Below are 24,911 nucleotides of genomic sequence, written 5' to 3'. Positions count from 1 at the left end.
TCGCATTCACGACAGGCAACAAAACTCCATTGTTTGTTACATTGGTTGAAGTCAAGGAACACGACCCATGTCTGACAACGCATCCCGCTTCGGCTTCGTCAACTTCGCTGAAACCTGGAATGGCCGGCTGGCCATGATGGGCTTCGTGATCGGCCTGGGTACCGAACTGCTCACCGGCCAGGGCATCCTGTCCCAGATTGGCCTCGGCTGACAGCGATAGAGGGCACTGCAAGCCCTGCATCCATCCAAACCCCATCGGCCTGCCGATGGGGTTTTTTAATGTCCGCCGTCACTGCGAGAGAGTACTTGAAGTTGTTCTCTGCCCTTGCCCCGTTTCTTCGCCGGCAACCGCCGCGATGGTGCCAGGTTGCTGAGCAGTGCACTGGTGTTTCTATCGATCGGGCTGACCCAGCTGGACCATCAGTGGGGGCGGATCCTCAGTGTCATTGCTGGTGCTGTCTGCATCTACTGGGGTTTCGCCTATCGCCGCCTTGATCGATAACGCCATCCCCAGCTACTCCGTCAAGGAGCTCAACAACGCAGTCGGCTCCCTGCTCGAGCGCGGTTTCGCCCCCCGTTTTCTGGTCCAGGGCAGTGCGTCCCGCCCCCAGATCAAAAAAGGACACCTCTGGGTGAACCTCACCGACGGGGAAGCAACCATCACGGTGGTCTGCTGGGCCTCACGGTTGAATCAGCTCGATTACGTCCCTGCAGACGGGGACGGCATCACGGTGATCGGAAAGCTGAATTTCTGGGCGGCTCGGGCCAGTCTCGCCGTACAGGCCATTGACATCCGCCCGAGTCTCTCCACCGTTGATCGACGCTTTGAAGCGGTTAAAGCACTGCTGTCATCAGAAGGGTTGATTGATCCAGCAGCGCGAAAAAGCCTGCCGTTGATCCCTACCCGCATTGCGCTGTTGACGAGCGTGCCCAGTTCAGCCCTGGCGGACATGCTGAGAACCGCAAGCGAGCGATGGCCACTGGCTGAGCTACTTGTTGTTCCGATCCCTGTTCAGGGAGCAGTAGCTCAACAGATCAGTGCAGTGTTGGAACAAATCAACAAGGCTCAACCTCAGTTGAAGCTTGATGCTCTTGTGCTGGCCAGGGGGGGAGGCAGCCGTGAAGATCTTATGGTGTTTGACGACGAACAGGTCTGTCGAGCCATTGCCGCAATCTGCTTTCCGGTCGTGACAGGTCTGGGGCACGAAGACGACCTCACGGTGGCCGATCTTGTAGCTGATCACAGGGCTGCCACTCCCACAGCGGCAATCGTCAGCCTTTTTCCGAGTCGAGTCACAGCGTTGCAGACAGTCCGTCAGCAACGCTTGCAGCTGGTTCAACAACAACAGTGGCGTTTCAGACGAGAACAGGAACGGCTGAAGCAGAAGCAGCTACAGCTGCAAAGTGTTCATCCAGAAACCGTGCTGCAGCGCACCCGTCATCAGTTGCGCCAACGACAGCAACTACTCACGGCCCTCTCACCGGATCGATGGTTGAGCAGAGGTTTCGCCAGAGTGATGCAAGTGGACGGCACTGTGCTGGAGTCAGTGAAGGAAGCCAGGCCCAGCGACAATCTTGAGATTCATCTTCGAGACGGGCAGATCGGCGTGACTGTTCAAACCGTTCAGAACACTCTTGGACACACCTGACTCCGGACGAAAACCTCTGATTTGAAGCCAACGTCATCCTTTTTTCATGCCGAAAAAACCCCAAACGGTCAAGACCGAGTCACAGGAGACTTGGCGCAAGCAAGCAGAAACACTGAACTATGAAGAGGCGCTTCAGGCACTCGACCTCCTCTTGGCCAGGCTTCAGGACGAAGCTCTACCGTTATCCGAACTCCAGAACAGTTATCAACGGGCGGAGATTTACTTGAGTCGATGTGAACAACTTCTCAGCGAAACAGAACAGAATGTTCTTCAACTTAACCCCGATACATTGACCACAGAGACCTTCAAGCAGCGGAATGATGCGTAACATTCTGATCTGGAGCTACTTGCTTCTGGCCCTGCTCGGTGCCGTATTGCCCTGGCAAGCCAATCTGGAATTCATGCAGACGGGAACGGGCTCAGGCTTCGACCTCAGTGGCTTTATCAGGGATGCCAATCTGAATGCAGCATCACGATCCCTCAGCCGCGATCTGATCATCGGCGCCACTGCGTTCACCATCTGGATCGCCATTGAGGGTCGCCGTTTGCAGGTCAAGGGCTGGTGGATCACCCTGGTGTTGTGCGTGACCGTGTCGTTTGCCTGCGGCGGCCCCTTTTTCCTGCATTTGCGTGAACGCCGACTTGTGGAGCTTGAAAAGGAGGATCAACCGATCAATCCAGATAATGGATAAGCAGCTGAATCAGATCTAGCTCAGATTTCTACATCCTCTGCAGTGACGTCAATCGTGGCGGAACTTGCAGGAATCGAATCATCTTTAAATTGCGAAGTGGAGGTCTGCGATGTATCCACATTTGAGAAAGCAGATCCGCAGACAGCACAAACCGGGTTGGCCTGCAGGGAAGCCGAGCCGCAGTTGGGACAAACCTGCATTCGGCTTTGCAACACCCTCCAACCAATCCAACCAAGACCAGCCAGGAGCAGAGGAAGGGCGAGCAGAACAAGGGCTACTCCTCCGAGCACATCGATCACAGCTCTGCCTACCGGTGTCGGCAACAACAGCAACAGGGCCATGAGCCAGACCAAAGGGGGCAGTCGACCCATATCACTCGGGACCCGGTGAATGAAGGATCTCCATAATCACTGATTAACGTCAGTCTTGGGCAAGCTGAATGAACGGATCACCGCTCTTCTTAATACGCATATTGGCCAACTCCACACTCCAGCACTGACCGAAATAAATCACTACACCGACCATCCAGATCCATAATGTCAGCACAAGAACCCCGCCGATAACGCCATAAGCCTGAAAGCGAGATCCGAGTGAAAAAATGCTTCGACTGACCGCAAGATTTAAAATTGTTAGCAAAAAGCCGATCAACAAGGAACCTGGGATCAGTGGCAAAAAAGGAACTTTCCTGCTGGGAAGCAGGAACTGCAACAACAAAGCCATTGCGGAAAATCCAAGAAAGGGAATCAACAAACGTCCAAATTGAAGCACTGGCAAATCCAGAAAAACATCAGCCAGCCATGGCACAGAGCGGAAAAATTCATCAAGAAAAGCTGCCGGAACCATTCGCAGATTGGCACTGATTTGATCAACAACGACGAGAAGACCAATCAGAATCACGACAAAAAAAGCTTCAACCCGCACCCGCACAAAACGATAAGCCTGCACTCCGAACGGCAATGCATCAGGCAAAGGCTGCAAAACATCACGCCATAAACGATCGGCTCCTCGCTGCAGAGTTAGATAAACATTCCCAGCAGTGACAAGCAAAACAACGGCGCCCAGAAGGCCAGCTCCGAATCCCTGAGAAACAAGTTGCTGGAGAGTCTGACGGATAATTTCAATGGCTGGAGATGGCAGCACACCACTGGCGTAGGCCAGTATTTGTTCGTCAAGATTCTGCTGCCTGCCTAAAAACCAGGAGGCAACTGATAATGAGATCACCAGAATCGGAAAGATTGACTGAAGCGTGTAGTAAGCAAAAGCAGCACTGAGATCTACGCAATCCGAAGAAACCCAACGCAAATAAGCCCTCCAAAGAGAGCGGCAAATTTGACGAATCGACAGCCCTTGTGCCATGAAATCCGCCAGTGTTATGAATCCAAACTAGCGCGTCAGGGTACAAAAAAAGCCACCCTCTCCGGGGTGGCTTTCTTCGTATCACTGATGTGATTGGAATGTTTTACCTGGCATCGAGCTATTTTCTCAGGGGGCTACCCCCCAAATATCGTCGCCGCTGCTGCGTTTCACAACCGAGTTCGAGATGGATCGGAGTGGTTCCACAACGCTATGGACACCAGGATAGAAAACATTCCCAAGGTTGAACCCTGAGAACTGCATAGGACATCACCAATGATTTTCATCATCAATGATGCGTCTGTTTTGAATAAAACGTCGCCTCAGGCAAGAACCAAATCATGGTCAAGCCCTCGGTCTATTAGTACTCCTCCGCTGCATCCATTACTGGACTTCCACGTAGAGCCTATCAACGGGTGTTCTTCCCGTGACCTTACTGGGTTACCCCATGGGAATACTCATCTTGAGGTGGGCTTCCCACTTAGATGCTTTCAGCGGTTATCCACTCCGCACATGGCTACCCAGCGTTTACCGTTGGCACGATAACTGGTACACCAGAGGTGCGTTCCTCCCGGTCCTCTCGTACTAGGGAGAAATCCTCTCAATATTCCTACGCATACACCGGATATGGACCGAACTGTCTCACGACGTTCTGAACCCAGCTCGCGTACCGCTTTAATGGGCGAACAGCCCAACCCTTGGGACCGACTTCAGCCCCAGGTTGCGATGAGCCGACATCGAGGTGCCAAACCTCCCCGTCGATGTGAACTCTTGGGGGAGATCAGCCTGTTATCCCTAGAGTAACTTTTATCCGTTGAGCGACGGCCCTTCCACTCAGAACCGTCGGATCACTAAAACCGACTTTCGTCCCTGTTCGACTTGTAGGTCTCACAGTCAAGCTTCCTTCTGCTTTTGCACTCGTCAGCTGATTTCCAACCAGCCTGAGGAAACCTTTGTGCGCCTCCGTTACCTTTTAGGAGGCGACCGCCCCAGTCAAACTGCCCACCTGATACTGTCCGCTCCCCGGATAACGGGTGAACGTTAGAACCCTAGCTCTGAAAGAGTGGTATCTCACCATTGACTCCCTAGTACCCACAAGCACTAGATCAACGTCTCCCACCTATCCTGCGCATTCAGAGCCCGGGCACAATACCAAGCTACAGTAAAGCTTCATAGGGTCTTTCTGTCCGGGTGTATGTAGTCCGCATCTTCACAGACAATTCTATTTCGCCGAGCCTCTCTCCGAGACAGCGCCCTGATCGTTACGCCTTTCGTGCGGGTCGGAACTTACCCGACAAGGAATTTCGCTACCTTAGGACCGTTATAGTTACGGCCGCCGTTCACCGGGGCTTCAGTCGCCAGCTTCGCTTACGCTGACCGGCTTCCTTAACCTTCCGGCACTGGGCAGGCGTCAGCCCCCATACATCGTCTTGCGACTTAGCGGAGACCTGTGTTTTTGGTAAACAGTCGCCAGGGCCTTTTCACTGCGACCACCTTGCGGTGGCACCCCTTCTCCCGAAGTTACGGGGCTAATTTGCCGAGTTCCTTAGAGAGAGTTACCTCGCGCACCTCGGTATTCTCTACCACCCCACCTGTGTCGGTTTCGGGTACTGGCAGTTATGCCTTAACGGGTATAGAGCTTTTCTTGGAAGCATGACATCACCGACTTCGCTGCCGTAGCAGCTCGTACTCACGCCTCAGCTCGGAGCGTTTTCGCCGCTCCTCATAGCCTCGAACGCTTGAACCAGTAACCAACGTCTGGCTCGGCTAGCCTTCTCCGTCCCTCTTCCCAAAACATAACCGGTACAGGAATGTTGACCTGTTATCCATCGACTACGCCTTTCGGCCTGACCTTAGGACCAGACTAACCCTCCGCGGACGAGCCTGCCGGAGGAACCCTTAGGGTTTCGGTGCATGGGATTCTCACCCATGTTTTCGCTACTCAAGCCGACATTCTCACTTCTATGCAGTCCACGCCCGCTCACGCTAACGCTTCGCCCCACATAGAACGCTCCCCTACCATAAATCCGCAGCTTCGGTACAACGCTTAGCCCCATTCATTTTCGGCGCAGGATCGCTCGACCAGTGAGCTATTACGCACTCCTTTGAGGATGGCTGCTTCTAGGCAAACCTCCTGGTTGTCTGGGCAATCCCACCTCCTTTATCACTTAGCGTTGATTTGGGGACCTTAGCTGGCGGTCTGGGCTGTTTCCCTCTCGACCATGGAGCTTATCCCCCACAGTCTGACTGCCTCGCTACACACAGGGTATTCAGAGTTCATCTCGATTTGGTACCGCTCTCGCAGCCCGCACCGAAATGGTGGCTTTACCCCCCTGCTGGAGCACGAGACGCTACGCCTCAACGTATTTCGGGGAGAACCAGCTAGCTCCGGGTTCGATTGGCATTTCACCGCTAACCACAGCTCATCCAGTGACTTTTCAACGTCAGTTGGTTGGGACCTCCACTTGGTATCACCCAAGCTTCATCCTGGCCATGGTTAGATCACCCGGGTTCGGGTCTATAAACACTGACAAACGCCCTATTCAGACTCGCTTTCGCTGTGGCTCCACCATTTCCGGTTTAACCCGCCAGTGCCTATAAGTCGCCGGCTCATTCTTCAACAGGCACACGGTCACCCGATAAGTCGGGCTCCCATTGCTTGTAAGCTCACGGTTTCATGTTCTATTTCACTCCCCTCCCGGGGTTCTTTTCACCTTTCCCTCGCGGTACTGTTTCGCTATCGGTCACACAGTAGTACTTAGCCTTACGAGGTGGTCCTCGCGGATTCACACGGAATTTCACGTGCTCCGTGCTACTCGGGATACAGCTAGGTCAGTTCAGTTTTCGTGTACGGGGCTTTCACCCTCTTTGGCGTGTCTTTCAAACACTTCCACTAACATCCCTTTTCCACATTGCTGTCCCACAACCCCGATGGTCGAAACCATCGGTTTAGGCTCTTCCCCGTTCGCTCGCCGCTACTCAGGGAGTCGTTTTTACTTTCCTTTCCTCCAGCTACTAAGATGTTTCAGTTCGCTGGGTTGGCTCGTGCCAGCCTATGGATTCAGCTGGCCGTTCTAAGGGTTGCCCCATTCGGAAATTCCCGGATCAAAGCGTGTTTCCAGCTCCCCGAGACTTATCGCAGGTAACCACGTCCTTCATCGCCTCTGTGTGCCAAGGTATCCGCCGTGAGCTCTTTGTAGCTTGACCATTCATCTCCAAAACGCTTGCTGTTGTTGAAACAGATTCTGAATAATTCATGACTGAATCATTCATCAAACTCCTGATTGCTCGACACAATCAGAAGAACGTCATGGAGTCTCGGCTCTTGCTCAAGAATTGACATCATCCTAAAAAAGAATGATGCATCCATGAGAGATGCTTTATTCTTACAGACTTTTTCCTATGCAGTTGTCAAGGTTCTGCTAGACATCAAACTGATCAATCAGTTCGAGCCCAGCATCTTATCAACCAAAACATCGTGATAATTCACGTCATTTCGGAATGACAGGAAGCTGGGGTCATGCCAGCGGACACATCTAAATCACATCTCCTCGAGTTCACCTTCCATCTTTCAGACGATGGAGATTGAGTTCGATCAGTGGAGGTTAGGAGACTCGAACTCCTGACATCCTGCTTGCAAAGCAGGCGCTCTACCAACTGAGCTAAACCCCCAACACCGAATGGGCCATCCTGGACTTGAACCAGGGACCTCACCCTTATCAGGGGTGCGCTCTAACCACCTGAGCTAATGGCCCAGGAAGACTCAACCCTTGTGGGATGTGACCTAGACAAAGTTTAGGAACTGAAAATCTCCATCAAGCAATTCATATCGCTATGCATTCTTGATTTCAAAATTGAGGTACCGATCGACCTAAGGTGACAGGATTTCGGCCTAAGAATTAAGTACTCAGACATCAAAATCAATGTTTGTCTCCCTGTTAGGAGGTGATCCAGCCGCACCTTCCGGTACGGCTACCTTGTTACGACTTCACCCCAGTCATCAGCCCCACCTTCGACGTCCTCCTCCACAAGGGTTGGAGTAACGGCTTCGGGCGTGGCCAACTTCCATGGTGTGACGGGCGGTGTGTACAAGGCCCGGGAACGTATTCACCGCAGTATGCTGACCTGCGATTACTAGCGATTCCTCCTTCACGTAGGCGAGTTGCAGCCTACGATCTGAACTGAGCCACGGTTTATGAGATTTGCTTGTCCTCGCGAACTTGCTGCTCTTTGTCCGTAGCATTGTAGTACGTGTGTAGCCCAGGATGTAAGGGGCATGATGACTTGACGTCATCCACACCTTCCTCCGGTTTATCACCGGCGGTCTCTCTAGAGTGCCCAACTAAATGCTGGCAACTAAAGACGTGGGTTGCGCTCGTTGCGGGACTTAACCCAACATCTCACGACACGAGCTGACGACAGCCATGCACCACCTGTCACTGCGTTCCCGAGGGCACTCTCTCGTTTCCAAGAGATTCGCAGGATGTCAAACCCTGGTAAGGTTCTTCGCGTTGCATCGAATTAAACCACATACTCCACCGCTTGTGCGGGCCCCCGTCAATTCCTTTGAGTTTCACACTTGCGTGCGTACTCCCCAGGCGGAACACTTAACGCGTTGGCTACGACACCGAGGGGGTCGATTCCCCCGACACCTAGTGTTCATCGTTTACGGCCAGGACTACAGGGGTATCTAATCCCTTTCGCTCCCCTGGCTTTCGTCCATGAGCGTCAGTTATGGCCCAGCAGAGCGCCTTCGCCACTGGTGTTCTTCCCGATATCTACGCATTTCACCGCTACACCGGGAATTCCCTCTGCCCCTACCACACTCAAGCCCAACAGTTTCCACTGCCATGATGGAGTTAAGCTCCACGTTTTAACAGCAGACTTGAAAGGCCGCCTGCGGACGCTTTACGCCCAATAATTCCGGATAACGCTTGCCACTCCCGTATTACCGCGGCTGCTGGCACGGAATTAGCCGTGGCTTATTCCTCAAGTACCGTCAGATCTTCTTCCTTGAGAAAAGAGGTTTACAGCCCAGAGGCCTTCATCCCTCACGCGGCGTTGCTCCGTCAGGCTTTCGCCCATTGCGGAAAATTCCCCACTGCTGCCTCCCGTAGGAGTCTGGGCCGTGTCTCAGTCCCAGTGTGGCTGATCATCCTCTCAGACCAGCTACTGATCGATGCCTTGGTGAGCTCTTACCTCACCAACTAGCTAATCAGACGCGGGCTCATCCTCAGGCGAAATTCGTTTCACCTCTCGGCATATGGGGTATTAGCGGCCGTTTCCAGCCGTTATCCCCCTCCTGAGGGCAGATTCCCACGCGTTACTCACCCGTCCGCCACTAACCCGAAGGTTCGTTCGACTTGCATGTGTTAAGCACGCCGCCAGCGTTCATCCTGAGCCAGGATCAAACTCTCCGTTGTAGATCAAGTCCTCTCGAAAATTTTCATTTCCTCAACCTGATTTGCTTTTCCCGCTCACTCAGCACTGGCGCACTGGTTGCAGTAAAAACCACCTTCCTCTGACAGAAGGGTTCATAAGAGTGCACTAAGAATCTCTCCTTCGTGACTTTCCAGGATCTCAGATCCGGTTGTTGCTCCACAACATGCACACCGACAAATTCAAAAGCTCGTGAAAACTTTCAACTCTGTAAGCACGTTGCTTCTTTGCAACTAAAATTGTTGACGGGACCTCACACTTACATCGCATTATCATCAAGCTCAATTACTCAACTTTGCAGCTCAGTAATCAAAACTCGACGCGATGAAAGCGTCAGTTCCTAAACTTTTCGATTGTCCAGGTTCTGCCGACGCGTTCCCTCTCAGGAGCGGTTGGCGGTGCGGCCTCGCGACCGCTTGTGAAACTTACAACACCGTGGGATCTCTCCCTCCCGGCCTCGTAAGCACCCCCAAACATTACAAGCTCGCGCTCTTCATGTTCAGAAGCTGCGCTCCAGGCTTCCGCCTGCCGCGCAGTCCAAAAACATAGCTCACTAATGCCCCAATACGCAACTGGTCAGCCAGTCAGGGAAGCAGCAAAGACTCTCCCCAGGGCCTGAGACGGTCAAGTTCAGCCTGCGAGCTCGCTGCGAGCACTGGAAAGCTGACCTCGGAAAGATCCTGTCCAGGAGTCAGCATCGCCGGATCCTGGTCAAGCCACTGCAAAGAACAGTTCAGTTCGGAGAGAACGAGCCAGGCAGCTGCAAGATCCCAGATCTTTGGTGTTGCTTCCAGCGCTGCGACGGTCTGCCCCATGGCCACGCTGACCAGGTTCACACTGGCAACACCAAGCAGGCGGATTTTGCCTGGGAAAGGATCCTGATGACGGCGCTGCAGCACTCTGATCGCACGACTGCAGAGCGACACGCAGGCACTGCCTGACTGCAGACGGGTCTGTGGAGTCAGAGGTTTGCCATTGCGCCATGCTCCTTGACCACGGATCGCCACGATGCGTTGATTCAGGGGTGGAATATCGAGAAAAGCCTCAGTGGGCTGGCCATCGACAAAACGTGCCACTGAAATCGCCCAGTAAGGAATTCCGGCAGCGAAGTTGGTGGTGCCGTCAAGGGGATCGACAACCCAGAAGCCCGAAGAGGTAGGACAGCGCTTCTCCCCTTCCTCGCTGAGAGTGAATTCACCGGGAGCAAGCTTGGAGAGCCCTTCCACCAGAACCTGATCACTCCAGCGGTCACAAGCGGTGATCAAGGACCCATCCTCCTTGATATCAGAAACGATGTGACCGAAATCCTGTCTCTGCCGTTCCGCAACCCTGTCGAGTAGCTGATGGACGGCGCGCAACTGCTGAGGGTTCAGGAATCTCGAAGTCAACGTCTAGCCGTCATGATCAGGATCCCAGCAGGGAGGCTTCACAAGCTGGGAAGTTGGGTTCAGGAACGATCGGAACAACTTCGGAAGCTGATGGTTGAGGCTTGTCCCCAGGCAGATTCAAAGGTGGGCAGGACGCAACCTGATCAAGGCCTGTGAATCGCCTTAGTTTGGCTACAGAAACGTTGTAGTCAGCAATCGCGCTGACATAGCGAACCTGCGCGTTGGTGACATCCCTTTGAGTTTCAACCACTTCACGCTGTGTAGTCACACCCGCCTGGAAGCGCAACCTGGCCAGGCGCAGCGCTTCTTGAGAAGAGAGCACTTCTCTGGCAGTGGTACGAATCGAAGCTTGTCTGTCACGCAGATTGAAGAAGCTTTGCTCCACTTCAAAACGAATTTCACCTCTGCGAGTAGCAAAGTCATAAGTACTGGCTTCAGCTTTCTGCTTGTTGCGCCTGTATTCGGCACGAGCGCGACCACCATCGAAAACATTCCAACGTGCTGAAAGCCCAACGGCATTGTCGAAACTCCAGCCATAAGCATCGGTATTTACAGGTGGTTCTGATGTCCCCCCCTTGAAACGCCTGGTCTGAAAATCGTTGTAAATGCTGAGAACAGGCTGCACTGCAGCAAGAGCACGATTGGCATTGCTGTTATTGATCGAGATATCAAGTATGAGTTGATCAAGCTCTTCCCTGAACGCATAGGCAGCGATGATGCTCTCCTGAAGGGAAGGCTCCCAGACACCCAAAACCCTTGCAGGCGTGGCGGCGGTGGGAGTCACATCTTGAGGGAGATCAATAATCTTTGCCAATTCTCTGCGAGCACGGGACTGAAAATTTAATTCTCGAGTCAACAGGTCTCTGTCTCGAGCAAGTTGAGTTTCCGCCTCCAACACTTCAAGCTTGGTGGCAACACCCGCCTGAAAACGAGCCCGTGCGTCTCGCAGGCTGACCAGTGAAGCAGCAACTGACTGCTTGCCAACGTTGACAGTTTCATCGCGTTCCTGCAGTCGGATATACGCTTCGGCTGTTTGAAGACGAAGATCTCTTAAGGAAATCAAATACGAATCACGAGCCCTTTCAAAGAGATCGCGAGCCGCGGCTATTTCAGGCACACGGCCTGGATCAATCAATTTCCAATTAAGTTGCGCTGAAAAATTGGCGGAAGTGATCTCAGTTCTGGTGAAGCGTCCATCTTCAACCTCAAGATCGGTGAAGGGGTTCACAAAATCTGATTGATTGGAACCTGATTGATTGGAACCTGATTGATTGGAAAGTGATCTCTGTAAATCAGATCGACTGGAGTTAAACCTCTGTGATTCACCCGCCAGATACTGGGGGAGACCATTGGCACTGAGATTGAGATTGGGATACCAACTTGAAATTGCCGCTCGCAGGCTCGACTTGGCCTGCTGCACTTCGAGAGCGACAGCTTTCAGATTGGGATTATTGACTTCAGCAAGTCGTTCGACTTCAGCCAGTGTGAGCGGTCTGAGCTCACGAATTCGAACCTGATCAGGCTGATTGGGCAAGGCAAGACTCGGCGGCGCCTGGAGCCCATCGAGCGTTTCGGGCAAGGTTGTTGCCGCTGGGGGAAGCAGGGAAGGATCCGCCTGTGGCCTGGATCCTTTCAGATCAATGGCATTGGGGAGGGTGTTCTGATCAATCAGCGACGAGCCATTGTCTGCGGAGTCATCAGAAGGCTCCTGAGCTAGAGCACTTGCTGCGATGTCGACGGGCACCATGCCTGCAATCAGAAGAAGGCTTGCAGCAGTCCGACGCACATCAAATACCGAGCTTGGCGGAGTTTAGGTGGTTTTCTCCGGATCTCCGAGCACAGCAGCCACGATGTCAGCTGCTCCATGCACGATTCGAATGGGGACAGGAAGCTGTGCCTGAACCTGATCCAAGGTCATGTCATCCAGAAACACAGGCTGCCCCTGCCGCAACATCACCGATGGCAAAAGCAACTGATCACCCAGGTCCTGATCCTTGAGGCCATCCAGCAGATCCTGGCCAGTCAGCAGCCCGGTGACCACCTGATCCTGCCCCCAGTAGGGACTGGGTAGACCATGCATTCGCAAGCTGACGCCTTCAATCCTGTTCAAACGTTTGGTCACCGTCTCCAGAGCACGGTCCACAAGTCTCCCGACAACCCAGCTGCTGCGCAGCGGCTCAGCGACACGCTCAGGAAGTGATTCGGTGGCCTCATCCAGGGATTCGAGAAACGCTCGAATCGTTCCCACACCATTTTCCTGCTGAGGAAGATCCTCGTAGCTGACACGGGGCGGTAACGGACGACCCGCAATCAAGTACCACTCATCCGACAACCAGACAAATCGACTGCCGAAGCGCTCCTGGAATTCAGCCTGGAGAGGTTCCACCGCATCAATCACCCGCTCGGCATCCTCCGGAGTGACCGCTCGCAATCCATCGCCCGGAGGTCGGAAACGTGTCAGGCCCACCGGTACAACGGCAGCTGATAGCACGGCAGGCCACTCAACACCTGCAAACCCGGCAAGATCCCGAAGAGTGTTCAGCAGTGCATCGCCATCGTTGAGTCCTGGACACACCACAACCTGGGCATGGATCTGCAGATCCCTCTGAGCGAACCACTTCAGCTGCTCCAACAGCCTCCCGGCTCTTGGATTCTCGAGAAGAGTGGAGCGCAGATCGGGATCGGTGGCATGCACCGAAACGAACAGCGGTGTCAGCCTTTGCTGCTCAATCCGGTCCCAGTCGGAATCACTGAGGTTGGTGAGAGTGAGATAGGAGCCGTAGAGAAAACTGAGCCGATAGTCATCGTCCTTGAGATAGAGACTGTCGCGATGACCCGGTGGCTGTTGATCAATGAAACAGAAAGGGCAGCGGTTGGTGCACTGGCGAAGGCCATCAAACAGGGCTTCCGTAAAAGCAAGACCGAGCCCGTCATCGGCATCTTTTTCCAGCTCCACGCAGTGCAGCTCACCGGCGCTGTCACGAACTTCGAGCGTCAGCTCCTCATCACCGATGAGATATCGGTAATCAATGAGATCGCGAGGACGCACACCATTAATGCTCAGCAGTTGATCCCCGGGCTCGAATCCCAGTTCCTCTCCGATTGAACCTGCCTCGACGGAAGCCACCACCGCAGGCTCTGGCTGCCGAGAAGGACTCGCGGGATCCAGAGCTGTGACAGCAACCCCTGCGGAGGGCTCATTCCACACAGCGAGCAGTCGACTGTTATCAGTTTGAGCCTGCGCCGGACCACCACACCAGCAGCAACACGCCAAACAGGAGTCGATAGATCACAAAAATCCAGGTGCTGTGACGCTGCAGGTACTTCAGCAGCCAGTCGATGGCCAGCCAGGAGACCACTGCAGCGGAGAGGATTCCGAGCAACAGCGGCAACGCGCCGCCTGGGCTGGGCTGGCTGAAGGCGTCCTTCAGTTGCACGAACCCCGCCAGGGTGATGGCTGGGATGCCCAGCAGAAAGGAGAAACGGGCTGCATCCGGTCGCTTCCAACCATCAAATAATGATGCGGTGAGCGTGCTTCCAGACCGGGACACTCCAGGAATCAGTGCAAGCACCTGAGCGAGACCGACCACAAGACCATCACGCCCCTGAACCTGGTCAAGCCGTTTGAGACGCGGGCCCAGCTGCTCGGCCAGGGCCAGCAGCAACGCCATCACGATCGACACAACTGCGATTACCGGTTCGCTGCGCAGTGGCGACGTTTCGTAGCCGGGCCAGAACATCTTGATGCCAAGCCCCACCACCAGGATCGGCAGGGTGCCAATGGCCATGGCAATCCCGAGGCGGGCTTCCGGTTCTCGCCACTGACCTCTCGTGAGTGCACCGCTGATTCCCCTCCAGACCTCCAGGAGGTCGTCGCGGAAATAGCCAATGACAGCGACGATGCTGCCCAGCTGGATCACTGCAGTGGCGGACACGCCCGGGTCCTCCCAACCGGCGAGTGCGGGCACCACCTTCAGATGAGCCGTGCTGCTGATGGGCAGAAACTCAGTGAGCCCCTGCACAACACCCAACACGACATTTCTCCAGATGGCCTCGAAAAGCCCGGGATCTGACACCTCTGACGTCCTGAACGAAGGCTCCAGGACGCTATCGCCGGATCCAACATCCAATGACATCAGCGACCTCACAAAAACCCTCAACCAGGCGGAAATCTTCTAAGGTCACAGTCCTTTCTTCACATTCGGGTGGGAGTGGATCGTTGTTCAGTGGGCTGATACGCAACCAGGCCTTCGCTGAGCCGGTTCAGCCGCTCTCCCTGGGGCGCATAGGTCTGCCCTTCTGGGCATCGGCATTGGTCGTGCTGCCAGTGTTCGTTCAGGCTCCATGGGTTCGCATTCAACCGTTCACCTCCTGCCTATTCGGCCTGGTGCTCCTCGGTGTGGGAGTGATCACCAATGCGATCGCACCCAGGAAAGGTCAGGACTTCGGGGCACTGCTGGTCGGATTCAGTGGCAGCTGGTTGGCCGGCAGCCTTTTCTGGGGATGGTTGGCGAGTCATCCACTGCTGCATGTTCCGGTTGAGGCCTTCGCACTGCCTCTGGCAATCACCGGTCTGCAGACGCGCTGGCGGCTTGGCTGTGCCTTTTATCTCGCATCTTTACTGGGAACGGCCTTCACCGACCTGGCCATGGCACTCACTGGCGTCATGGGGCTCTGGCCTGCAGTGATTGCTGCTTCCCCCACAGAAGCAACTGTTCTCCTGCAGGATGCTGCCGTCTGTGTGCTGAGGCCAAGTTCTCTCTTAACGGTCTCTGCTGCAGGTTTGATCATTCTTCAGCTGGTTCAGTACTGCAGACATCGCAGCACTCTTTCTGTTTCGACTGACAAGGCCTGGAGTATTGCTGCAGCGGTGTTATTCACAACTCTTTTAATCGACGGCTTATTCCTGTCGTTGTCGTTGTTCGCGCCGGAACTGAGCGGACTGGTCTGAAACGAACTGCAAAAAACTGCGACTGCTCGCAACAGTTCCGGGCGATGGCACTTGTAAGGTTTGCAGATCGGCATCGCCGGTAATCATCCCGTTCCGATCCTCAAGACGGAGAGTTCCATGAAGCGTCTGCTGTCCTGGCTGACAGGCATTCTTGTGATGGCAGGTCTGCTGATGGGCCTGTTACTACCCGCGAGCGTTCAGGCTGCTGACATCCGCAACGTGGCCGACGACAAGATCGCCGAGCGTGGCGAAAAGGTGGATCTGAACAATTCCTCTGTGCGTCGGTTTCAGCAGTTCCCTGGTATGTATCCCACCCTCGCCGGCAAAATCGTGCTGGGTGGCCCCTACGAGAGTGTTGATGACGTTCTCTCCCTGGATCTGACCGACCGCCAGAAAGAGCTATTCGACAAATACCGTGAGAACTTCACCGTTACGGAACCGTCGATAGCTCTCAACGAAGGATTCGACCGGATCAACGATGGGCAGTACCGCTGAGGCAGTTTTCTGAAAACGCCGATCTCCACTGATTGGAATGCCTGGATTGCGGTGAAACCGCCGGATAACCCGGCGGTTTTTTGGTGGTGAAATGAAACCCTCTGACCCTGGCAGCGAACCCATTCCCTCAGGTCCTTGGGACGTGGTGGTGGTAGGCGCCGGGGCCGCAGGCCTGATGACCTGTCTTGAACTGCCCGCCGGACTTCGAGTGCTGCTGGTCAATCGCAACACCAGCAGGCGTTCATCGAGCCGATGGGCTCAGGGCGGAATCGCTTCAGTGACGCGTCGGGATGACAACAGCGACAGCCATGCGACAGACACCATCCACGCCGGTGCCGGCCTCTGCGACGGTGATTCTGTTCGCTTTCTTGTTGAACAGGCACCGCAGTGCGTCGACAGGCTGCTCGAGCTGGGGATGGATTTCGACCGGAACAGCGACGGGAGTCTGGCCACCACACTCGAGGCTGCCCACAGCCACCATCGCGTGCTGCATGTCCAGGACCGAACCGGCCATGCGCTGGTCGATGTGCTGCGACAGCGCGCCGAGCAAAGACCTGGGTTACTGCATCGCAGGGGTGTTCGCGTCAGCCAGCTCTGGGTGGAGAACGGACGGTGCTGCGGTGTGCAGGTTCTGGATGGGTTCAGGCTGCAATGGATCCGAGCCAGAGCAGTGATCCTGGCCACCGGAGGCGGGGGTCACCTTTACACCAACACCACCAATCCCGCCCAAGCCGCGGGGGAGGGAATCGCCCTGGCCTGGGCTGCCGGGGCCGCGGTTGAAGATCTCGAGTTTGTCCAGTTTCATCCCACTGCACTGAAGCTTCCTGGAGCTCCCTGTTTTCTGATCTCAGAAGCAGTTCGCGGAGAAGGAGCAAGACTTGTGGACGCAGCCGGGAACAGTCCGGTCAATCAACTTCCAGGAGCTGATCTTGCGCCCAGAGACCAGGTCAGTCGTGCACTGTTGAAATGCATGCGCCTCCAGGGCGTCGACCACGTCGGTCTGGACCTTTCAGGAATTCCTCGCGACCAGGCTGAGCGCCGATTCCCAACCATTCTGGAGCGATGCCGCAACCACAATCTCAATCCTCTTGAGCAACCAATTCCAGTGGCTCCTGCAGCCCATTACTGGATGGGAGGCGTGGCAACCGATCTCAATGCCGCCACATCACTGCCAGGCCTTTACGCAGTGGGAGAGGTGGCCTGCACCGGTCTGCACGGTGCCAATCGTCTGGCCAGCAACTCACTGATGGAATGCCTGGTTTTTGCTCGCCAACTGGGAGCGATCGACCTGCCAGCTGTTTCAGCTGCCGACAAGCACTGGAAAACTCGGGGACACAGCATCAGCACCACTCAGACCAATGCCCGCAGCAACACCGGTATGGGCGAATTAACGCGCAAAATCGCGAATTTGAGAGAACAGTGCTGGGACGTGGCTGGGGTCAATCGCTCCAGAGTCGGGATGCAGACACTGCTGAAGTTGACCACAAAAGCAATGAACCCTCTGGAGCAGGAGGAGCTCCTGTGCATGGTCAACCAACAGTCCCATCAGCAACTTCTGGAGCTTGAGGAGCCCAGCCGCCAGGAGCTGAACCTCTTGCTTGATCTTGCCCATCGCCAGCGCACCACTGCACTGCTTCTGGAAGCCTGTCTGTTCAGAACCGAAAGTCGCGGAGGGCACTTCCGCAGTGATGCTCCCAGTTGCCTTCCCCAATGGCGTCGACACAGTCGGCAGCTCAGAGGAGAAGGAATCAAGACCCGCTGCGTCACTGAATAACCAGCACGCTGTGCGGACAAACTGTGCAGAAGCAGACGGCGGATGAAGGCACTCAGAAGTTGTTGTCTCCCTTGAAGCCGGAGAGATCAGCCAGTGTTTTCAGATCCTTCACACCCGAATCAAGCTTGCCGTTGATCTCCCAGGTGGGAAAACCTTCAATCTTTTTGCTCTGGCAGAGGGCGCGTTGGCTGTTTTGACCATCCTCCGCACATTCAATGACGGTGAGCTTGCTGGAAGCCTCCTGACCGAAGTCCTCCTTCTGCTCATGACAATGAGGGCACCAGTAGGCGCTGTACATGACAGCTCCCGTTGCGGTGAGATGTTCTGCAAGAGCAACTTTCGCCGGTGAGCTTGCTGTGGTGACCACAGGAGGCGCACCGGAACCGGGCATGGCCGCTTCCGGCCGTTCAGGGTCAAGAACCGAAGCCCAGATGAGACTGCCCAGCAGCACAGCCAGCGCCAGCAGAACGCCACGGAACACAAGCTGGGAGAAGTCGTCCCATCCACCACCGATCACGGCAAGGATCAGCAGCAGAACCGACAACACTGCCGACAGCACGCAGAAAAAACAGAAGGCCTGGATCTTGAAGACCATCAGGCCCAGCAACACCATGCTGAAAACAGCCATTCCGAGGGACACGGTGAAGAGCCCCCACCAGCTCCGGCGGGAGAGATCGTTGCGATTGTCCGCCAGGCCGGCAAGCAACGGCACGAGGGCCATCACCAGAACGGCGAGATAGGCCAGCAAACCGACGAAGGAGAGCGGAATGCTGAAGGCATTTGTCAGAGAAAGGGTGCCCCAGGGGCTATTGAGGACCTTGTCACACCCGTCAGCGCCCACCGGGCAGGTGAGATTGCCGATCATCCCCCAGCGTTCAAGGGTGATCGAACCGGTGTCGATCACCCCCACGGTCGCCAGCACCGCCATGCTGATACGCGCCCATTTGAAACCCTGGTCCTGACGACGTCGGCTGGTGAGTCGGGTGGTGCCCATGCGCACTGAACTGATTTCTGAAATTTTGGCAGGCATCAGCACGAGATTTATGGTGATGATTGATCCGCAGTGCCCATGTCCCCGGACCAACTTCCCGGCAGCGGCATGGCCAGCACGAGGCCGACCGTTGCTTTCGCCCATCTGGGATGCGAAAAGAACCGGGTTGATACCGAACACATGCTCGGCCTGCTGACACGAGCCGGCTATGGCGTCAGCAGCGATGAAAGCGACGCCAACGTGGTGGTGGTCAACACCTGCAGCTTCATCCAGGAAGCGCGTGAGGAATCGGTCCGCACACTCGTTGGCTTAGCGGAACAAGGCAAGGAACTGATCATCGCCGGCTGCCTGGCACAGCATTTTCAGGAGGAGCTGCTCGATTCCCTGCCCGAAGCCAAAGCCATCGTGGGGACAGGCGATTACCAGCACATTGTGGAGGTGCTGGAACGGGTTGAAGCCGGAGAACGCGTCAATCGAGTCAGCAAGAACCCGACGTTTGTCGGCGACGAAACACTGCCGAGATACCGCACCACTGGAGAAGCGGTTGCCTATCTCAAAGTGGCTGAAGGCTGTGACTATCGCTGCGCGTTCTGCATCATTCCGCATCTGCGCGGCAATCAGCGATCAAGGACGATCGAATCGATCGTTGCAGAAGCCCATCAACTGGCTGAGCAGGGTGTTCAGGAACTGATTCTGATCAGCCAGATCACCACCAATTACGGGCTGGACATCTACGGGCGCCCTCGCCTTGCAGACCTGCTCAGGGCCCTGGGTGAGGTGGAGATTCCCTGGATCCGGGTGCATTACGCCTACCCGACAGGCCTGACCGCTGACGTGATCTCGGCTTACAGGGATGTCCCCAATGTTCTTCCATACCTCGACCTGCCCCTCCAGCACAGCCATCCCAAAGTGCTGAGAGCCATGAATCGTCCCTGGCAGGCGGATGTGAACGAACGACTGATGCATCAGTTAAGGGAGCAGTTACCGGATGCCGTGATGCGCACCACGCTGATCGTGGGCTTTCCCGGTGAAACGGAAGAGCAGTTCGAGCACCTGGCTGGGTTCCTTGAGAGTCAGCGCTTCGATCATGTAGGGGTTTTCACTTACTCAGCGGAGGAGGGAACCGCCGCGGCCAAGCTCCCGAATCCGGTGCCAGCTGAGATTGCCACCGCCAGAAAAGATCGGCTGATGACGCTGCAACAACCGATCTCTGCCGAAGCCAACACCCGCTGGGTGGGGCGAACCGTTGATGTGCTGATCGAACAACACAACCCACGAACCGGAGCCATGATTGGGCGCTGTGCCCGATTCGCTCCTGAAGTCGATGGCGAAGTGCAGGTGCAGCCCCGCGCGGATGGCCTGCAAGCCGGGCCGGGGACCATGGTGCCGGTTCGGATCAATGGAGCAGACATCTATGACCTGAGAGGCGAAATCGTGGGTGCCACCGAAATGGTGGCTTCCGCTCGCACCAGCCAGTGAGCAACACGTCATCGCATGAGCGCCAACGTCTCATCTTCCTGATCGCTTCAGGGTTGAGCACTGCCGGTTCCTTTGCAGGTCTCACCGCCAAGGGCTGGATCCTGATGGATGAAACCAAGGAACCCATGGTGCTGGCTCTGCATTTCGCCGCACTTTCACTGCCAACCATGCTGGTGAGCGGACCAGCCGGCGTAAGGACCGATCGTGTTGGCTGCGAGCGGGTGTTGATCCAGGCACAGTGGGCACTTCTTGGAGCCGGCCTGTTGGGGGCTTTCTCCATTCCAGTGCTTGATGGACAGCCACAGGTCCTGATGCTGCTGGCCAGCACCTTGCTGGTGGGAATCGCCGGGGCCTATGAACTCACTGCTCGCAATAAATACTGCGCTCTGCTGGTCGATGACAACTCCGAACTGGCCCCTTTTCTGACGAGCTTCTCGGTGGTCTTCAACGTCGGGAAACTGGTGGGACCACTCCTGGGGGGTTTACTGATCACACTCACAGGACCGGCCACGGCACTCACTCTGGATGCGGCGACTTATCTGATGCCGATCGCCAGTGTGATCTGGTTGCTGCATCCGAGAACGGAACTGGAAATGCGCAGTGCTCCCGGCGAAAAGGCATCGCTGCGGGTGGCCTGGCGGGAATGCGGCAGCAACTTGCGACACGCGCTGATGTTCACAGGCCTGATGTGCGTGGTTGGTTTCTTCCACCCGGGACTCGGCCCTTTGATCGCCGCCCGAGAGCTGGGTGATGCGCCGATGGACCTTGCAATATTCACAAGCGTTCTGGCCCTTGGAAGCATCGCTGGGGGACTGCTTCTGCAACGCAACAGCCATCGGTTCTGCAGAAGGCCCTCACTGACTCTGGCCGGTTTTGCGCTGGTGACTGCCGTGGCTCAGCTCGGCATGGCGATTGGAGGAGATGCCCCCTTCTTGCTCACGATGACACTGCTGATCGGTGCCGGAACCGCGGGGCTGCTGAGCAGCAGCAACCTGATCACTCAGGTTGGCTCCAGCCAGACCCTGCGTGGACGGATGGCCGGCCTTGGACAGATTGCCTTTCTTGGCGGCGGCGGCATCAGTGGTCTAATCGCCGCAGTTCTGACTGACACCATGGGGCTTCAGGCAACGTTTGCCATCAGTGGCACCCTTGGAGTTGTTCTGGCGCTGCTTGAGATCTGCCGCCGCGGTGGAACAGTCCTGAACGAAGTCAGATCAGTTTGATCCGGCGAAGCACAAAACTGATCGTCACAGCGGTGGTGAGTCCGGCTCCGACCAGACCCAGGTAGATGAGGACGCCCATGCCTGTCACAGATTGCAGCACCCATTAGATCAGAGATCTGGTCTGGAATCAGCAGATCCCCCTTAAGCTTCTGCACAACGAAATCAAATAAAAACGGAAGGTTCTGTCCGCAGGGTCGACCGCACGTCACAGATAGACCACTTTCTCGTTTCAGATCATGCGCACCTTATTCATCTATCCCCTCTTCCCGAAAACCTTCTGGAGTTACGAGAAGATTCTGGAACTGGTGAATCGCAAGGTGCTCCTGCCTCCTCTGGGGCTGGTGACTGTGGCGGCTCTGCTTCCCCAGGAATGGGACATGAAGCTTGTCGACCGCAACGTCCGGGAAATCACCGAAGACGAATGGAACTGGGCAGAGCTTGTGGTGATCTCTGGAATGATCGTCCAGAAAGATGACATGCAGGTTCAGATCGCCGAAGCCAAGCGTCGAGGACTGCCTGTAGCCGTGGGAGGTCCTTACGCCAGTTCAACGCCGGATGCTCCGGAAATCGCCCAAGCCGACTTCAAGGTGCTCGATGAGGGTGAAATCACACTGCCGATGTTCATCGAAGCGATCCAGCGCGGTGACAGTGGTGGTCGGTTTAGCGCGGAAGGTGACAAGCCAGATGTGACCTCCACTCCCATCCCCCGCTTCGATCTGCTGCAGCTCGAGGCCTACGACTCGATGAGCGTTCAGTTCTCGAGGGGATGTCCGTTCAACTGCGAGTTCTGCGACATCATCGTGCTCTACGGACGCAAGCCGCGCACGAAAAAACCGGAACAGCTGATCGCGGAGTTGCAGTATCTGCACGACCTCGGCTGGAGGCGATCGATCTTCCTCGTCGACGACAATTTCATCGGCAATAAGCGCAACGCCAAGCAGCTACTCCCCCAGATCAGAGAGTTCCAGGAAGAGCGCGGGTATCCCTTCAGTTTTGCCACTGAAGCTTCAGTGGACTTGGCCGACGACGAAGAGATGATGCGCATGATGCACGAAGCGCGTTTTGAGAGTGTTTTCCTAGGCATCGAGACCCCTGATGAGGCGAGTCTCGAAACCTCTCGAAAACTTCAGAACACGCGCAATCCTCTCGATGCGGCAGTTGACAGGATCACCGCCAATGGGATTCGGGTGATGGCAGGTTTCATCATCGGTTTCGACGGTGAAAAAGATGGCGCCGGTCGACGCATCGTTGAGTTCGTGACCAGAACCGGAATCCCCGCAGCCATGATGGGCATGTTGCAGGCGCTCCCCAATACAGCGCTCTGGCATCGCCTTGAGAAAGAGGGCCGACTGATTCAGGACGAGTCTGCAGCCAAGGGTGTAAACCAGACCAACCTGCTCAATTTCAAACCCACACGCCCAATTCGGGACATAGCCAACGAATACGTTGAAGCGTTCTGTGCTCTCTACGAACCCAACGCGTACATGGATCGGGTCTATTCCTACTACCTGAAGATGGGCGCACCCCGCTGGAAGGGCACATCAAAACTGCCCACGTGGACTGATATCAGAGCGTTGTCAATCGTGGTCTGGAGGCAGGGAATCAAACGGAACACCCGCAGTCGCTTCTGGCGTTACATGCTGAGCATGGCTCGACGCAATCCAGCGATGCTGGAACAGTTCCTAGTGGTGCTGGCCCACAACGAGCACTTCCTTGAATACCGCGCGATCGTGCAACGCGAAATCCGTGAACAGCTGGAATCACTGCCTCCAGAAGAACCCAGCACATCACGAGAGCTGCTGACAGCCTGATCTGATTCAGTCCTGCCTGTAAGGCACTCCGGCTTTCAGGCAGGCTTCAGCTTTCTGGAGCTCTCTACCTAAATAGAGAGCATGGTCGAGACGGCTGAGGGGCACAGACCCGTTGACTTCGGTCAGAGCGATTCCAAGCTCCTTGGCTGTTCTGCCGCGGAAGCATGTGGTGGGCAAACGTGGACCGCCGCCACGGCATGACAGAACTTCCCCAGTTTCCGGATCAGTGGCACGACCTCGTTCATCCACATCATTGCTGTAATGCTCAGCCACGAGTTCGCCAGCTTCAGCATCCAGCTTGATCAGGAAATAACCAGACGGATCAAGCTCGATGAAACGCTGCGAAAGCTGGTCATCGAGTGGAGAAGTGCCTTCTGTCATCAGAACACCTTACAAATGATCGCCTCAGACCATCAATTCGGGCGGCTTGGTGCGGAAGGGAAGTTCGGCGTTGATGGCCACAATCTCCTCCTCCATCAGACCATTCGCTCTCGGCAGCCAGGAACGGATCAGTCCATCCATGCGAGGGTCATACCAGCGATGCAGGCTGGTCCGAGGTTGAGCTACAAAGCCACGTCTTCGTTTGTGACTGCCACCAGCCCCTGGATCAAAGCTGTGCAGGCCCTGATGCAACGCCCATTCGATTGGCGCGTAGTAACAGACCTCAAAATGAAGACAATCAATCTCTTCCTCACTGCCCCAGTAGCGCCCCCAGAGACGGGAATCATCCTGGACACAAAGAGACATCGCCACCGGTTGCAAAGGATCTCCGCGGTGGGCACTGAACAGCACCACATGCTCAGCCAATCCTGGAGTACTCAGTTGATCAAAAAATGAACCCTGGAGATATTTGCTTCCCCACGGACCCCAGCGAGCGCAATGTTGCTCATAAAAGCGATGCATTCGAACCAGAAGCTCTGAGGTGAGTTCTGAACCTGTCAGAGGCGTAACCACCAGTCCGGCCTCTGCCACGGCCTTGCGTTCCCGCTTGATGTTGCGCCTCTGATTGGCATTGAAGCCAGCAAGATAGTCTCTGAAATCTTTCTGACCTTCTGCAGACCAGAGGCTCTGGTGATTCACCCAGCCCGCACAACCCGCCTCCTCCGCCAAGGGCTGCCAGAGAGGATCCACATAGAGAAAATTGCAGCTGAGAATGTTATTGCGATCGGCAAACTCGTCGATCAGTCGAAGCATCGTGACGGTGATGTCCTGCTCATCTTCATTCGAATGGATATAAAAGCGATAACCCTCAACAGGGCTTACAGGGCTCATTCCAATCAGTTTTGGGTAGTAACGAAGTCCCAGATCACCCGCCAAACGTGCGAATGACTGATCAAAGATGAATTCGCCGTAGCTGTGACCCTTGAGATAAAGAGGGGCGACTGCAATCAGGGTTTCTTCGCCTCTCCAGAGCGAAAGGTGCAGTGGCTGCCAGCCCTGATCTGGAGCAACGCTGCCCGAAGTTTCCAGAGCCTCCAGCCAGGACCATCGATAAAAAGGGCTGGCCTGCCCAGCGAGCAACTCCTCCCATTGCGATTGAGGAATCTCATGGATGCTTCGATGCCAACGAGCCGTGAGCGATGCCATCCAGGGCCAATTGAAACGCCTCGGCAACGACATTAACCAGCGAAACTTCAAGGGGAGACAATGAAAATGCGTTTGGGCC

General features: G+C 55.5%; 21 protein-coding genes, 2 tRNA genes and 3 rRNA genes. 11 read left to right on the top strand and 15 right to left on the bottom strand.

Annotated elements, in window-relative coordinates; all coding sequences use genetic code 11:
* Positions 1-67: 67 nt before the first annotated feature.
* From SIB83_RS09270 to SIB83_RS09250, 5 genes are all read left to right on the top strand, one after another.
* On the top strand, positions 68-211 hold the full coding sequence (locus SIB83_RS09270) for a chlorophyll a/b-binding protein (RefSeq protein WP_066911871.1): 144 nt from the start codon (positions 68-70) through the stop codon (positions 209-211).
* Positions 212-325: 114 nt separating this feature from the next.
* Entirely contained in the window at positions 326-502 is a 177-nt protein-coding gene (locus tag SIB83_RS09265; protein ID WP_170953712.1) for a hypothetical protein, read from the top strand.
* The gene (gene xseA / locus SIB83_RS09260) at positions 492-1,649 is read left to right on the top strand and encodes an exodeoxyribonuclease VII large subunit (protein ID WP_413405271.1); all 1,158 of its coding nucleotides are present in this window, start codon (positions 492-494) and stop codon (positions 1,647-1,649) included. Before SIB83_RS09265 ends, xseA begins: the two co-directional genes overlap by 11 nt.
* Before the next feature lie 46 nt (positions 1,650-1,695).
* Positions 1,696-1,977: an exodeoxyribonuclease VII small subunit gene (xseB, locus tag SIB83_RS09255; RefSeq protein WP_413405269.1), complete on the top strand. Its 282-nt coding sequence runs from the start codon at positions 1,696-1,698 to the stop codon at positions 1,975-1,977.
* Positions 1,970-2,341 carry a DUF2834 domain-containing protein gene (locus tag SIB83_RS09250; RefSeq protein ID WP_413406265.1) on the top strand — a complete coding sequence of 124 codons (372 nt, stop codon included), beginning with the start codon at positions 1,970-1,972 and terminating at the stop codon, positions 2,339-2,341. The genes xseB and SIB83_RS09250 overlap by 8 nt, the downstream gene beginning before the upstream one ends.
* 20 nt (positions 2,342-2,361) lie before the next feature.
* On the opposite strand, the gene SIB83_RS09245 is transcribed toward SIB83_RS09250, so the two are convergent.
* The 11 genes from SIB83_RS09245 to SIB83_RS09195 form a co-directional block, all read right to left on the bottom strand.
* The gene (locus SIB83_RS09245) at positions 2,362-2,712 is read right to left on the bottom strand and encodes a hypothetical protein (RefSeq protein ID WP_413745634.1); all 351 of its coding nucleotides are present in this window, start codon (positions 2,710-2,712) and stop codon (positions 2,362-2,364) included.
* 49 nt (positions 2,713-2,761) lie between these two features.
* Complete coding sequence (locus SIB83_RS09240) at positions 2,762-3,697, bottom strand: YihY/virulence factor BrkB family protein (RefSeq protein WP_413745633.1); 936 nt, start codon at positions 3,695-3,697, stop codon at positions 2,762-2,764.
* A gap of 105 nt (positions 3,698-3,802) precedes the next feature.
* Positions 3,803-3,919, bottom strand: a 5S ribosomal RNA gene (rrf, locus tag SIB83_RS09235).
* 116 nt (positions 3,920-4,035) lie between these two features.
* A 23S ribosomal RNA gene (locus tag SIB83_RS09230) occupies positions 4,036-6,901 on the bottom strand.
* Positions 6,902-7,293: 392 nt separating this feature from the next.
* A tRNA-Ala gene (locus SIB83_RS09225) sits at positions 7,294-7,366 on the bottom strand.
* Positions 7,367-7,375: 9 nt separating this feature from the next.
* Positions 7,376-7,449: transfer RNA gene (locus SIB83_RS09220), tRNA-Ile, on the bottom strand.
* 183 nt (positions 7,450-7,632) lie between these two features.
* Positions 7,633-9,117, bottom strand: a 16S ribosomal RNA gene (locus SIB83_RS09215).
* The 16S, 23S and 5S rRNA genes sit together here with 2 tRNA genes alongside, the layout of an rRNA operon.
* A gap of 600 nt (positions 9,118-9,717) precedes the next feature.
* A complete protein-coding gene (locus tag SIB83_RS09210; RefSeq protein WP_413745632.1) occupies positions 9,718-10,521 on the bottom strand; it encodes an inositol monophosphatase family protein in 804 nt (267 codons plus the stop codon).
* 16 nt (positions 10,522-10,537) lie between these two features.
* Entirely contained in the window at positions 10,538-12,268 is a 1,731-nt protein-coding gene (locus SIB83_RS09205) for a TolC family protein (protein ID WP_413745631.1), read from the bottom strand.
* Positions 12,269-12,331: 63 nt separating this feature from the next.
* Positions 12,332-13,729 (bottom strand): TIGR03279 family radical SAM protein, encoded by a 1,398-nt coding sequence (locus SIB83_RS09200; protein ID WP_413747345.1) that lies wholly within the window; start codon positions 13,727-13,729, stop codon positions 12,332-12,334.
* Between the two features lie 19 nt (positions 13,730-13,748).
* Entirely contained in the window at positions 13,749-14,657 is a 909-nt protein-coding gene (locus tag SIB83_RS09195) for an undecaprenyl-diphosphate phosphatase (protein ID WP_413745630.1), read from the bottom strand.
* Positions 14,658-14,740: 83 nt separating this feature from the next.
* Between SIB83_RS09195 and SIB83_RS09190 the strand changes: the two genes are divergently transcribed.
* The 3 genes from SIB83_RS09190 to nadB all read left to right on the top strand — a co-directional run bounded on the left by SIB83_RS09190 (position 14,741) and on the right by nadB (position 17,741).
* Positions 14,741-15,472, top strand: a complete 732-nt coding sequence (locus SIB83_RS09190; RefSeq protein WP_413745629.1) for a DUF3120 domain-containing protein — start codon at positions 14,741-14,743, stop codon at positions 15,470-15,472.
* A 117-nt stretch (positions 15,473-15,589) separates the two neighbouring features.
* Positions 15,590-15,967: a photosystem II complex extrinsic protein PsbU gene (gene psbU, locus SIB83_RS09185; RefSeq protein ID WP_413405255.1), complete on the top strand. Its 378-nt coding sequence runs from the start codon at positions 15,590-15,592 to the stop codon at positions 15,965-15,967.
* 91 nt (positions 15,968-16,058) lie between these two features.
* Positions 16,059-17,741 (top strand): L-aspartate oxidase, encoded by a 1,683-nt coding sequence (nadB, locus tag SIB83_RS09180; protein WP_413745628.1) that lies wholly within the window; start codon positions 16,059-16,061, stop codon positions 17,739-17,741.
* Positions 17,742-17,793: 52 nt separating this feature from the next.
* Here nadB and SIB83_RS09175 read toward each other — a convergent pair whose 3' ends face one another.
* Positions 17,794-18,735, bottom strand: coding sequence for a vitamin K epoxide reductase family protein (locus tag SIB83_RS09175; protein WP_413745627.1), 942 nt, complete (start codon positions 18,733-18,735; stop codon positions 17,794-17,796).
* A 75-nt stretch (positions 18,736-18,810) separates the two neighbouring features.
* Here SIB83_RS09175 and rimO point away from each other — a divergent pair, with 75 nt between their 5' ends.
* Positions 18,811-20,211 (top strand): 30S ribosomal protein S12 methylthiotransferase RimO, encoded by a 1,401-nt coding sequence (rimO, locus tag SIB83_RS09170; protein ID WP_413745626.1) that lies wholly within the window; start codon positions 18,811-18,813, stop codon positions 20,209-20,211.
* Positions 20,208-21,434, top strand: a complete 1,227-nt coding sequence (locus SIB83_RS09165; protein WP_413745625.1) for an MFS transporter — start codon at positions 20,208-20,210, stop codon at positions 21,432-21,434. The genes rimO and SIB83_RS09165 overlap by 4 nt, the downstream gene beginning before the upstream one ends.
* On the opposite strand, the gene SIB83_RS09160 is transcribed toward SIB83_RS09165, so the two are convergent.
* Positions 21,421-21,513, bottom strand: a complete 93-nt coding sequence (locus SIB83_RS09160) for a cytochrome B6 (protein WP_413745624.1) — start codon at positions 21,511-21,513, stop codon at positions 21,421-21,423. The two genes, SIB83_RS09165 and SIB83_RS09160, sit on opposite strands and share 14 nt — an antisense overlap.
* A gap of 157 nt (positions 21,514-21,670) precedes the next feature.
* On the opposite strand from SIB83_RS09160, the gene SIB83_RS09155 reads away from it, so the two are divergent.
* On the top strand, positions 21,671-23,245 hold the full coding sequence (locus SIB83_RS09155) for a B12-binding domain-containing radical SAM protein (protein WP_413405243.1): 1,575 nt from the start codon (positions 21,671-21,673) through the stop codon (positions 23,243-23,245).
* A gap of 6 nt (positions 23,246-23,251) precedes the next feature.
* Here SIB83_RS09155 and SIB83_RS09150 read toward each other — a convergent pair whose 3' ends face one another.
* Positions 23,252-23,626, bottom strand: coding sequence for a DUF4346 domain-containing protein (locus SIB83_RS09150; protein WP_413745623.1), 375 nt, complete (start codon positions 23,624-23,626; stop codon positions 23,252-23,254).
* 24 nt (positions 23,627-23,650) lie between these two features.
* The gene (locus SIB83_RS09145; protein ID WP_413745622.1) at positions 23,651-24,832 is read right to left on the bottom strand and encodes a GNAT family N-acetyltransferase; all 1,182 of its coding nucleotides are present in this window, start codon (positions 24,830-24,832) and stop codon (positions 23,651-23,653) included.
* Between the last annotated feature and the right edge of the window lie 79 nt (positions 24,833-24,911).

Origin of the sequence: Synechococcus sp. MIT S9507, assembly GCF_047304715.1 — a bacterium.
Taxonomy (GTDB): Bacteria; Cyanobacteriota; Cyanobacteriia; order PCC-6307; family Cyanobiaceae; genus Synechococcus_C.
The sequence above is the reverse complement of the archived record's forward strand: the minus strand, read 5'-3'. Positions and strand labels throughout refer to the sequence as shown.